The organism is Desulfovermiculus halophilus DSM 18834, from assembly GCF_000620765.1.
In the GTDB taxonomy this organism is placed as follows: Bacteria; Desulfobacterota; Desulfovibrionia; order Desulfovibrionales; family Desulfothermaceae; genus Desulfovermiculus; species Desulfovermiculus halophilus.
This window is the reverse complement of record NZ_JIAK01000028.1, coordinates 22048-33757: the sequence shown is the minus strand read 5'-3', so window position 1 is coordinate 33757 and position 11710 is coordinate 22048. Positions and strand designations below refer to the sequence as shown.

9 protein-coding genes are annotated in these 11710 nt (G+C 56.6%); 4 read left to right on the top strand and 5 right to left on the bottom strand.

What is annotated here, in order from left to right:
* Positions 1 to 886: 886 nt before the first annotated feature.
* Complete coding sequence (locus N902_RS0112245) at positions 887 to 2335, top strand: outer membrane homotrimeric porin (protein WP_027371162.1); 1449 nt, start codon at positions 887 to 889, stop codon at positions 2333 to 2335.
* 532 nt (positions 2336 to 2867) lie between these two features.
* Here the strand turns inward: N902_RS0112245 and N902_RS17700 are convergent.
* Positions 2868 to 4544: an FG-GAP repeat domain-containing protein gene (locus tag N902_RS17700; RefSeq protein ID WP_051564556.1), complete on the bottom strand. Its 1677-nt coding sequence runs from the start codon at positions 4542 to 4544 to the stop codon at positions 2868 to 2870.
* 437 nt (positions 4545 to 4981) lie between these two features.
* Between N902_RS17700 and N902_RS0112230 the strand changes: the two genes are divergently transcribed.
* The 3 genes from N902_RS0112230 (at position 4982) to N902_RS0112215 (ending at position 7388) form a co-directional block, all read left to right on the top strand.
* Positions 4982 to 5359, top strand: a complete 378-nt coding sequence (locus N902_RS0112230) for an endonuclease domain-containing protein (protein WP_027371160.1) — start codon at positions 4982 to 4984, stop codon at positions 5357 to 5359.
* Positions 5360 to 5813: 454 nt separating this feature from the next.
* Positions 5814 to 6092: a rhodanese-like domain-containing protein gene (locus N902_RS0112220; protein WP_027371158.1), complete on the top strand. Its 279-nt coding sequence runs from the start codon at positions 5814 to 5816 to the stop codon at positions 6090 to 6092.
* A 51-nt stretch (positions 6093 to 6143) separates the two neighbouring features.
* Positions 6144 to 7388 (top strand): multiheme c-type cytochrome, encoded by a 1245-nt coding sequence (locus N902_RS0112215; protein WP_027371157.1) that lies wholly within the window; start codon positions 6144 to 6146, stop codon positions 7386 to 7388.
* Positions 7389 to 7530: 142 nt separating this feature from the next.
* On the opposite strand, the gene N902_RS0112210 is transcribed toward N902_RS0112215, so the two are convergent.
* From N902_RS0112210 to N902_RS18830, 4 genes are all read right to left on the bottom strand, one after another.
* Positions 7531 to 8022, bottom strand: coding sequence for a ribonuclease toxin HepT-like protein (locus N902_RS0112210; RefSeq protein ID WP_027371156.1), 492 nt, complete (start codon positions 8020 to 8022; stop codon positions 7531 to 7533).
* Entirely contained in the window at positions 8019 to 8402 is a 384-nt protein-coding gene (locus tag N902_RS17695; RefSeq protein WP_051564555.1) for a nucleotidyltransferase family protein, read from the bottom strand. The genes N902_RS0112210 and N902_RS17695 overlap by 4 nt, the downstream gene beginning before the upstream one ends.
* 141 nt (positions 8403 to 8543) lie before the next feature.
* Positions 8544 to 9893, bottom strand: coding sequence for a sigma-54-dependent transcriptional regulator (locus N902_RS0112200; RefSeq protein WP_027371155.1), 1350 nt, complete (start codon positions 9891 to 9893; stop codon positions 8544 to 8546).
* A gap of 250 nt (positions 9894 to 10143) precedes the next feature.
* Positions 10144 to 11709: an ATP-binding protein gene (locus N902_RS18830; protein ID WP_051564554.1), complete on the bottom strand. Its 1566-nt coding sequence runs from the start codon at positions 11707 to 11709 to the stop codon at positions 10144 to 10146.
* Position 11710 lies beyond the last annotated feature (1 nt).

The window sequence follows — 11710 nt, the reverse complement described above, 5'->3', positions numbered from 1 at the left end:
AGCCTTACTCCTTTAGACTTGGACTTCGGCCCTCCGCAGAAGAAACACCCCCCTTGGATTCCCCCCTCAAGGGGGGACTTGGTTCGCAAATTCCGGGCACAATTCGGAAAATCCAGCTTTACCACAATCTGCGAATCCAGATACTCCGACTTCAGCAGTCGCCCGGGTTCCCAAATCCAGGCTACAGCTGATCTCCCACCTCGTCCCCCCTTGAGGGGGGTTGGGGGGTGTTGCTTTCTAACTGCCCCTTGCTCCTTGAGCCTTGGACTTCTGCCCTCCGCAAAAAAACACCCCCTTGGATTCCCCCTCGAGGGGGGCAGGACCCGTAGGATCCGGGCTTGGTTCGGAAAAAAACAGCTACTTCCACAGTCTGCTTTCCAAATCCGCCGTCCTGCATAAATCCGAGATCCACAGAAACAGGCCCCTGTTTGATCATCTGTTTTAACGCTTAACACCGCTACCTGCCCATATGCGCCTGATCTCTCGCATATATTCCCACCTTTACCTTTCTTTCTAAGTACCAACATACTGACAAATCAGACTTTTTTCATTTTTCTCAATCTTGGCACTTCTATTGCTCATACACAAGAGTCATCGGCCTTAGGTGAGCAATGCCATCTCCTTGTGCATGACCTGACGCGCCTCCTTACATAAGGATGCATTGCTCACCTTTTTTAAATGCACATGCTCTAATGGGTGGGAAATGTTCTTTACATTTCCCACCCATTAGTAGTCCCGCCTATGGCGGGACTCGCGTATAAAGCAAGCGGGAATTTATTTCCCGCGCAGCTGAGTGCAGCGCGCAAAAAGTAAACAACTTTTTGCGCTCATTAATATGACCGTTTCGTATCCACATTCAAACTGTTAACAGAGCAAGGAGGAAGGGATGAGCATCAAACAGTTGACTGGAGGAATCTGCATCTGGCTTTTCTTGGTCCTCATTTCCGGAACAGCTTGGGCTCAAGACATGCCAGATATATCCACATACGGGTCCTTCAAGGCGGTGATGAGCTTTGTGGACAACTACGGATTTGAGGAAGGCGAAGGCGATGAGCAGATGATCAACCAGGAGTTGCGGCAGTACTTTGAATACGCGGCAAATGAGAATCTCTCGGCCACGGTCGCCTACGAGATCTCCAGCGGCTGGGGCTGGGAAGGAGAAAGCGGTTTCGGCAACGACGAGGCAGGTGTGATAGAGGTCAAGCGGGCCCAGCTTGACTTTGCCTGGCCGAACACTGATGTGACCTTCAACGTGGGTCTGTCCGGATGGGTGGCTCCCGGAGGTCCGTTCGGCACTCCGGTTCTGGCCGGAGATATGCCCGGGGCGTTCATGAACGTGCCGGTCACCGACCGGGTCAGCCTGACCGCCGGATATATCCGAGCCAGCGATCAAAGCCGGATCCACGACGTTGATGATGACGACCTCAGCGGAGACCAGCTCGATGCATCCCTGCTGTCCCTGCCCATCAGCATGGACGGCTGGAATGTCGAACCCTACTTTATCTACTCCTGGATCGGAGAAAACAGCGAGCCCGGCCTGGATATCAACGATTTCCAAAACTGGGGCATGGGCCTGGGCACATTCGCCACCCAGCTGAGCAACGACCTCGACACAAGCACATGGAATACACACTCTGATGAAGCAGAGGCCTATTGGGTCGGCCTGCCTTTCGGCATCGACCTCTTTGATCCACTGACCATCAAAGGTCAGTTCATTTACGGCCAGGTTGACGGTGACACCAGTGCGATGGACCGGGACGGGTACTACTTCGACATCGGCGTCGACTACGCCATGGATATGTTCACTCCGTCCGTATACTTCCTCTATTCCTCAGGTGAAGACGACGATATTTCCGACGGGAGCGAGACCTTTCCCACTCTGTACAGCGATGGATACGTCTATCCGCCCTCTGGAGTGGCCATCGGCTTCAATACCCAGTTCGGGATGCGGGACGGAGACTACTCCATGGCCCAGTACATCCCGCACGCGATCTGGACTCTGGGCTTCGCCCTCAAGGACATCCAGTTCATGGACAGGCTGGAGCACACTCTGGCCTTTGCCTACTCCCAGGGCACTCACGACGATGAGGTCTTTACAGATGCTATGACCTCTGACGAACTGGGCGTTTTCAAAGACGGACGCTTTCAGGAGTTCACGGACGAAGACAGCGTCTACGAGATCACCCTGCACAACACATACAATATTTATGAAAACCTCCAGGCTGTGCTGGAGTTCGGATACGCCTCCCTGGACATGGAGGAAGACGTTTGGGGCAATGATTACCGGGACGAGGATGTCCTGGTCTCCAGCTTCGGTCTGTCCTACTCGTTCTAGATTGCTTTTTTGTCTGGGACGTCGAAGATAAGAGAAAAAAGCCGGGACTGTTCGGTCCCGGCTTTTTTGTGGTCTGGATTGGTCTGAGACAGGATGGTTCTGCAAGACCCCAGGCCATTAGACCGAAGATGAAGAAGAACAGAAACACCCCCCTTGGATTCCCCCCTCAAGGGGGGACTTGGCTCGCAGATTCCTGGCGCAATTCGAAAAATCCAGCTTTGCCACAATCTGCGAATCCAGATGCGCCGACTTCAGGAATCGCCCGGGCTTACAGATCCAGGCTACAGCTGATCTCCCACCCCGTCCCCCCTCGAGGGGGGTTGGGGGGTGTTGCTTTCTGGTTTTTTCTGTCTTCTGACGTCTGATCTCTGACTTCTGTCCTGAAGGAGGTTGGGGGGTGTTGTGTTGCTTTCTTCTTTCTGTCTTCTGTCCTCTGTCCTCTGTGCGGTGTACGACACCCCCTCTTGAGACCCAAAAAAAGCCGGAGGCGAAACGCCTCCGGCTTTTGCAACCCTCTCCCTTCTACCCGGCATCAGTTCTGCTCTTTCTGCCCGGGCTGAAGATAGAACCCTTCTGTTGCAACATCTCCTCCCTGAACGTTCAGTTCGTAGGCATAGACTACTGTTTTGCGTTCACTGAATCCAGTCAGTCCCGGATGGGTGGCGATGCAGACATACAGCTCGGTTCCGCCGTCATTATTCATATCCGCTATCCCGTAGTCCACCACCGTGCCGTTGATGGGCCTGGTGGTCCACTGCGGAGACAAGCCCACCCCGTCCCAGAACAGGCTGTGGATCTCACCCTTGGGAAAGTACCGGTAGCGGGAGAAGAACTGGGCGGCCATGGAGATATTCCGGTTGGCCAGGACCTCGAACTCATCGTTTTGATCCAGATTGCAGGGCACCAGCCTGGACGGGATGTAATAAAACCTGGTCGGATCTTCTGTATCCTGCCCCAACCCAGGAAAGGAGGTGTCCTTAGGAATTCCCTGGGCGGACGCTGCATAGGTCTTGCTCGTTATATACTCTATGTTGTTTTTATGATTAAATACCGCCAAACGGTCGTTCTCAGTGACCATGACGATCTTATGCCTGTCTTTAAAGGGCAGGTATGTGAAATTGAACACATTGGTCCGGCTGGGCAGGTCCACCTTGCGCTGCAGGGTCAGCTTCCCGTCCATGCGCAGCACTTCCTGTACCGGGGGATCAAAAAGCTTTGATTTCCCTTTGCGCTGCCCGATGAGAACCGGCCTGTACCCCGGCGGCTGCCGGACGACGTTCATGAAGAAGTTGATATCCTTCTCAACTACTTCAAATTTTCCGTCCTTGAAATTCAGGACAAAGGACTCAACCCGCTCGCCCTGCATAGCGGAAACCACGATCTCCAGATATCCGTCCCGGTTTAAGTCCACACTGTTCAGGTTCAGGCACTCCAGCCGCCTCGGGGCCTCGTAGACAGCAAGCTGGGAAAGCTTGTTCCCCTCGATGGTGTAGGCCCGTACTCCATTGTCGGTGAGCAGGAATACCTCATTGTCTCCGTCCCCGTCCCCATCCCCGACGATCATGTTGGTTGCAGTCACGGAAAGGGACTGACTGCGCCACCTGCCCTTCGAGCCCTGGTAACCGGTATACTCGAACTGGGGATTGAGCTGCTCGCCCTCTGCGGGCTGCTTCTGATACACGAAGTTCTCGTTGACCTTTGGGGTAGCGTTCTCAGCGCTTTGGCCCGCGGACCCTGCCTCGCCCGTCTCCTGCCCGGCGCTCTCTTTTTCCTGGGGAAAGATGGTGTCCCTGATATCTCCGGCCACGTCTTCCAGGGCCGGGATAAGCTTATCCAGGGCCGCGGTGCGGGAAAAGTCCTTTTCACCCTGTGCTCCAGCCAGATGCACGCTTACGTTGGCTTCCTGGCCCACAATGGTGGTCTCTCCCCAGACCAGGTGATCCACTCCCAGCTCCTGCATCATCTCTTCGGCCTGGCCGGTTGAGCCTACCGGCTGCATTCCGCCTTCCCGCTTGGGCATCAAGCGGCCCTCCCAGGTCAAACGGGATGTGAGCATGGACTGGATGCCCTTTTGCAAATACTGATACTTATCCGGGCCGTGGACCTGAAAAGGGGCCACGGCAAATTGCTGAGCCTGCTGGGCCCAGAGCATGCCGGGAACGGCCAGGCATGCCATCAGGCACAGGGCTCCCGCGTATTTCTTCAACATTTCTCCTCCGCACGTTCCGCATTTTGGCTCATATACCGCCGCAAAATCAGTCCCACTTTTCTCTTATTTGTCTTTGCTTTGTCAACATGCCCGGGCTATGGGCGGATTGACCGGGGAGGCCTTTTTTCGTAGGTTCTATTCGATTATTGATTTGGTTTGGGACGATTCCTGGATGCCGCGACAGAAGAAACACCCCCCAACCCCCTCAAGGGGGGACGGGGTGGGAGTACAGTTGCTGCTTGAGAATCTGGGAGCCCGGGAAATCCATGGAGTTGGAACCGCTTTTCCCTGATTCAAAACCAGCTGAACTCTTTGAACCTACCCGGGATCGGCGGCTCACGTCCCCCCTTGAGGGGGGAATCCAAGGGGGGTGTCTCTTTTTCGTTTTGAGCAGTCATCCAGCAGCCAAGCCGTTGTCATAAACTAGCGTTAACAATATGTCCAAAAGGCACATCATTCCCTATAATCCAAATCTCATTGCCAGAGCCCGTGAACTGAGGAAGTCTGGAACAAAGGCAGAGGCTCTGCTGTGGAAAAAACTGCAAAACAGACAAGTGTGCGGCTACAAATTTCTCCGGCAAAGACCAATTGATGAGTATATCGTAGATTTCTATTGCCCAGATCTGGCACTAATTATCGAGATTGATGGTATCACCCACGAAAACAAAATTGCATATGATCGCTATCGACAAGAAAGGCTTGAGAATCTTGGTCTGCATTTTCTTCGTTTTTGGGATGACGATGTCATAGGCAACCCTGAGGGGGTTGTGCAGTATATTGAGAACTGGATCAAACAAATGCAGCAAAAAGAATAAAAAATCAGAGAAGAAACACCCCCCAACCCCCCTCAAGGGGGGACGGGGTGAGAGTACAGTTGCTGCTTGAGAATCTGGGAGCCCAGGAAATCCATGGCCAACTTCCCGACCCCCCCCTCAAGGGGGGACGGGGTGAGAGTACAGTTGCTGCTTGAGAATCTGGGAGCCCAGGAAATCCATAGATTTGGAACCGCTTTTCCCTGATTCAAAACCAGCTGAACTCTTTGAACCATACCCGGGATCGGCGGCTCACGTCCCCCCTTGAGGGGGGAATCCAGGGGGGGTGTTCTCCAACGGAGGGCCGTGGGGCAAGACTCAAAGATCACGGCAAATCCGAAAGCAACACCTCCGACCCCCCTCAAGGGGGGACGGGGTGGGAGTACGGTTACGGCTTGAGTAGCAAGGAACCTGGTAATCCACGAATAATGTGTCTGAACAAAGCGAAGGAACTTCCATGCCGAACAAAAAGACCCTGTTTTTCGTGCTCACCGCCATTCTCTGCCTGACGGTTTTCCCTGTGCAGGCGGCTGCCAACAACCAAGCCCCCAGAATAACCAAGGATAAGCTATGCTCAATGCTCGGGGCCCCGGACCTGGTGGTCATCGATGTCCGGACCAGGCGGCAGTGGGAGCAAAGCGAAACAAAGATCCCGGGGGCTGTCCACGAGCCGCCCTTTGAGTCCAAACAATGGGGAAGCAAATACGACCCGGACGCGACCGTGGTCACCTATTGAGCCTGACCGAGCGAAAGCTCCAGCGCCCGGGCGGTGCAGCAACTACAAAAGATGGGTTTTTCCAAGGCCTTTGCCCTCAAGGGCGGGTTTGCCGAATGGACCAAGGCCGGCCTTCCGGTGCAGAACAAAGAGGCTGCCCGGGAATCCTGCGTGCAATGCCATCAGGGAGTGACCCCGGATGTGGTCCGGGAATGGAAGCAAAGCGCGCACAGCGATCCGGCCAATGCCGTGTCCTGCTCCGTATGCCACGGCACTGAGCACAGCTCCATGCAGGACATCTCCAAGTCCCGTCCGGTTCCGGCCAAGGTCTGCCGGACCTGCCACGAAAAGCAGTACGTGCAGTTCAGCCGGAGCAAGCACGCCCAGGCCTGGGATATCATGCGGGCCTGGCCCGGGTTTCACCACGCCTCCCAGGATCCGGACTCGGACCGGGACTGCGCCCTCTGCCACAGCGTGGGCTTCAAACCGGACAAGGAAATCGCCCGCCTCCGGGACAAAGACTCCCCCACCGGGGCCTCGGCCTGCGGCAACTGCCATGCGGATCACGCCTATTCCCTGCAGGAAGCGGCCAGGCCCGAGGCCTGTGCCCCCTGCCACCAGGGACAAGCCACCCCGCAGATGGAGGCCTTTTCCGGCTCAACCCACGGCCGTCTGTTTTCCGGCACTGACGCCGACAACGGACAGGACAGAGAAAATATTCCCACCTGTCAGACCTGCCACTTTCCGGACCGGCTGCACAGCTCGAAAACCACCCTCGGATCCCTGGGCCTGGGTCTGCCTCTGCCCGAGGACTCCAAGTGGGCCGCGGCCAGGAAGACCATCCTGCGGGGCCTGGGATTGATCGGGCTCAAGGGGCAAAGCGGGGACAGGTCTTCTCTGCTCGCCCAATACAAGCTCATGCCCCTTAGCAAGGCCCGCCGGGAGTTCCGCCGGGGCCGGATGCAGGGCATCTGCATCCAGTGCCACGAAGCTGATACGGTCCATGCAGAGTTCGAGGGTATGGACACCACCCTGCGCCGGGCCGACCTCCTTATGGCCCGGGCCATGAACATCCTGACCCGCATGGGCCAGAACAGGGGGCTGGGCAGGGCTGCGGATGCTGGATACAGCCCGGATATCGGACGGTTCGACCCTGAGTTTCATCCGGTGGAGCAAACCGTCTACCGTATGTTCCACATCCTGCGCAAAAAGGCCGTGCAAGGGGCGGCGCACGGCAACCGGGACATGGCCAGGGAAGGGCTGAACGAGATGCAGAAGGCGGTGGACAGGCTCAAGGCGATGGAAGACGGCGGGTGATATCAAAGTTGGGGATGCAGAAGCAGGCTCTGGTGAGAAAGACGGGTCTTCGACGTAGCCTGTGGATTTTTGGAGTTTGCCATCTCTTATGTAGGCAATTCCACTTTCTGTGTCGAAGAGCCAGAAAGACTTGTCATGTTCCTTACGAATCCGATGCAGACATTTGTCGTGCAAAAGACACGAATGCGTGCATATCCGTTTTTACCGATTCAAATGTATCCCGCAACCCTGAGACCAAGGCTTCAACCCGTTCCGGCTGAAGATTAAAGCTATAGACATTGCGCAATACATGACGAAAACGCAGATATTCGTCCAAACTGGACACAGTGGCTTTGGAAAAAACTGCCGGTCTTACATCAGGGATTTCCAAATGCATCTGCTGCAACAATTCTCGATGCCAATCCCTTCCTTGAGGCGTGCTTTCCTCCAAGCGGGAAGCAATGAAACACATGATCCTTTCCAGCCCGCTATACCAGTCATGGAGGCTCAAGGCTGCTGAGTCTATGTAGAAATCTTGGTCTGCTGGATTCTGTTTGGCAGCGGCCAGAGCCCGTTCGGCCCTGGCCCAAACTGTTTCCAGTTCTTCCAGTTCTTGCAGGATTCGACTGCTGACCAAGACGTACCGGCTGATCATATGTCCTGCCCATGCCTTTGTATAGTATCCAACAGAGATGGTCTCACAGCAGCCACATCCACAAGATTGATCTCAATATCAGAATCCAGGGCAGCCACATCATTCATGGCCTGCAAAAAATTTTGAGCTGTCAAACCCCAGGCGGCGATATCTACGTCAGACCAAAAGGTAAACGTCTCCGGGTGGACCAAAGACCCGAAGAGGACAACCCGTTTGACCCCGTACTTTTCCCGCAACATACGGGCCGCATCCTGAGCCAGACGTCGGGCCCGCTGAATGCGGTCTTCCAGGGCACGCCTCTTCTCTGCCTCCCGCTTCCTGGCTGCCGCCTGATAATGCCCGATTTCCTCGGCTGTGAGTTGATCAGCGGTCTTGGACATGTATTCAACAAGCTCTTTGGGTTCGGAGATGGTGCCACACACATGATCAGGTCTAATAGTACATTCTGACTGTTACAAGCGTAAAACCGTATGTTTGGGCTGTCAATTCACTCAAGTTGATACACCGTCTGCCGATGCCTCTCACAACAAGCCGTGATGGGTCATCTTGGTCCGCAGCTGCTTGCGGGAGATGCCCAGGGTCCGGGCGGCTGCGGACTGGTTGCCTCCCTCCTGGTCCAGGGCCCGGACGATGAGCCGCTTCTCCACCTCCATGAGGTTCAACCCGTCCCCTGCATCCTGTTCCTCATCCAGCTCGGCCAGCTTGGGGGGCAGACAGTTCAGGGTGATCATGTCCCCGGTGCACAAAACCACCCCGCGCTCGATGACGTTTTCCAGCTCCCGGACATTCCCCGGCCACTCATACAGTTCAAAGACCTTGTGCACGTCGTTGGTCACGCCCTGTATGGAGCGCTGATTCTGGGCATTGTACTTGTCCAGAAAAAAGTTGACCAGCAGGGAGATGTCCTCCTTGCGTTCCCGCAGCGGGGGGATGTGGATGGTGATCACGTTTAAGCGGTAGAACAGGTCCTCCCGCCAGGTGCCGGACTGGACCTCGGCCTCCAGGTCCTTGTTTGTGGCGGCCAGAATGCGCACGTCCACCTTGCGCCGCTTGGTTCCGCCCACCCGGACGAACTCCTTTTCCTGCAAAAACCGGAGTAGCTTCTTCTGCAAAACCAGGGGCAGCTCCCCGACCTCGTCCAGGAACAGGGTTCCGCCGTGAGCCATCTCGATCTGGCCTTTCTTGGACTCCGTCGCCCCGGTAAAGGCCCCCTTGGCATAGCCGAACAGCTCGGATTCCAGGAGATTCTCCGGAATGGAGGCGCAGTCGATGGTCACAAAGGGCCGTTCCCCGCTGGAGCCGGAGTAGTGGATGGCCCTGGCCACCAGCTCCTTGCCCGTCCCGGTCTCCCCGGTGATCAAGATGTTGGACCCGTAGTCGGCCACCTTCTCCACCAGGGTGAAGATCTCCTGCATGGCCTTGCTCTTGCCCACCATGGACCCCAGGCTGTAGCGGTCCTTGAGCTCCCGCTTCAGCGCGGTGTTCTCCTCCTGCAGGCTGCTGGTCTCCAGGGCGTTGGCGATCAACAGCAGCAGCTCGTCGTTGTTCACCGGCTTGGCCAGGTAGTTGTAGGCCCCGAGCTGCATGGCCTGGACCGCGCCCTCGATGCTCCCGAAGGCGGTGATCATGATCACCGGGAGCCTGGGCCAGCAGGTCTTTACCCCCTCCAGGAGCTCCAGCCCGCTCTTGCCCGGCAGCTTGAGGTCGGAAATCAACAGGTCGACCTCCGAGGTCTTGAGCACCGGCCAGGCGGCTTCCGCGCTTTCCGCGGCCAGGACTGTATACCCCGCACCCTTGAGTACAGAGGTCAGGACCTTGCGGATGTTTTTTTCGTCGTCCACGAGAAGGATGGTTATATCTGTGCTGGTCATGGTTTCTCTATTGCATACTGAGTTTTTTTTCTGAACCGGGAAAGAAGTACGGGCAGCCGCCCATTCTTCTTATCGTTCCCACGCTCTGCGTGGGAACTCCCCGGGACGCTCCGGCGTCCATACACGAGACCGCAGGAGCGGTCTAAAAAGTTCCCACGCAGAGCGTGGGAACGATAAAAAGGCGTATGGTTGGAGGTTGTGACATCATAACCTCTTTTTTTCAGAGGCCTGCCCTTAAGGGACTGGCGGCCTACTGCGCAGGCAACCAGACAGTAAACCTGCTGCCCTCGCCCTGGGGGCTTTCCACCTGTATCGACCCGCCCAAATCACGGACATTCTGTTCGGCGATGGCCAGCCCCAGCCCGGAACCGCGGACCTTGGTGGTAAAAAAGGGTTTGAACAGGTTGTCCAGGGCCTCCTCATCCATACCGCATCCGGTATCCGCCACCTCCAGGCTGATCCATCCGTTGTCCTGACTGGTCCGGACCGTGATCCGGTCCCCGCTCTGGGTGGCCTGGGAGGCGTTGATCAATATGTTCAGCAGGGCCTGCTTGACCTTGGCCGCATCGAACTTGAACGGCCGCAGGTTCCTGTCCGGCTCGCAGTGCAGGGCCACGCCCCGGTCCTCGACCTCCTGCTCCACCAGGCTGAGGGTGTTTTTGACCACCTCGTTCAGGTCGTTGCGGACCAGGCTGGGCTGGGCCGGCTTGGAGAAGTTGAGGAAGTTGGTCACGATATCGCTTAAGCGCTGGCTCTCTTCCTCAATGATCTGCAAAAACTCGCGCAGGATCTGGCCCTGAAAGTTGGCCCGCAGGTAGTGGGCCGCCCCGATGATGGAGTTTAAGGGATTCTTGATCTCGTGGGCCACCTGGGCCGACATCTGCCCCAACAGGGAGAGCCGCTCCATACGGCTCTTCTCCAGGTTGGCCTGTTCCAGCTTGCGGATATTGTGCCGCAGATCCTGAACCATCTGATTGAAGGCCAGGTTGAGCTCCCCGATCTCGTCCCCTGCGCTTTTGGTGTACACCGCACAATCCAGGCAGCTCTTATACTGCTCCAGGAACCGGTTGGCAATGGTCCAGCACTTGGTCTGCCCGTGGGCCGGGCACTGGGTGTGCCCGCAGTTTAGGTACTCGGAGCAGACCGGCATCTTCCCCTCCGGAACCGAGACGGTAAAGTCCCCGAGCTGCACCTGGCGCATCTTGTCCCGCAACAGGCGCATCCGTTTGGTCAAAAGGGAGGCCAGGAACAAAGAGCTCCCAAAGGCCAGGATGAACAGCCCTCCGGAGACCACAATCAGCTTGGTCCGCAGTTCACGCAGCCCGGAGGCCACCCTGGCTTCATCCTTGTGCTTGTTCACCCCCAGAATGCACCATCCGAGATGCTCGCCCCGGATGCTCACCGGGACGGAGTACTCCTTCAGGGGCGCCGCCCCGGTACCCACGGTTCTGACCTGCAGCTCCTGCTTCCCGGGCTCCGCTCTTTGCTCTCCAAGCCTGTTCCGGTCGGTATGGGCCACAATCCGGTCCGTAGCGTCCAGGACCAGGACATAGGCGGCGTCGATGGATTCCTGGGCCGAACGGACCAGACTGTCCAGATGCTGCAGGTTGCGCATGAGCAGACCGTCAGCCGCCTCCGAGGCCATATTCCTGACCAGGCTCAGATTGCGCTGCTCCACATTGTCCACCAGCTCTTGTTCCTGAAAGGTGTGGATCATGGCCACGAAACAGAGCAGGATAATCCCGATATTGACCAGAATGGCCAGAGTGAACTTGTGTCGCAGCTTCAAGCGACTGGTGATGTGCAGCTTGGGCATG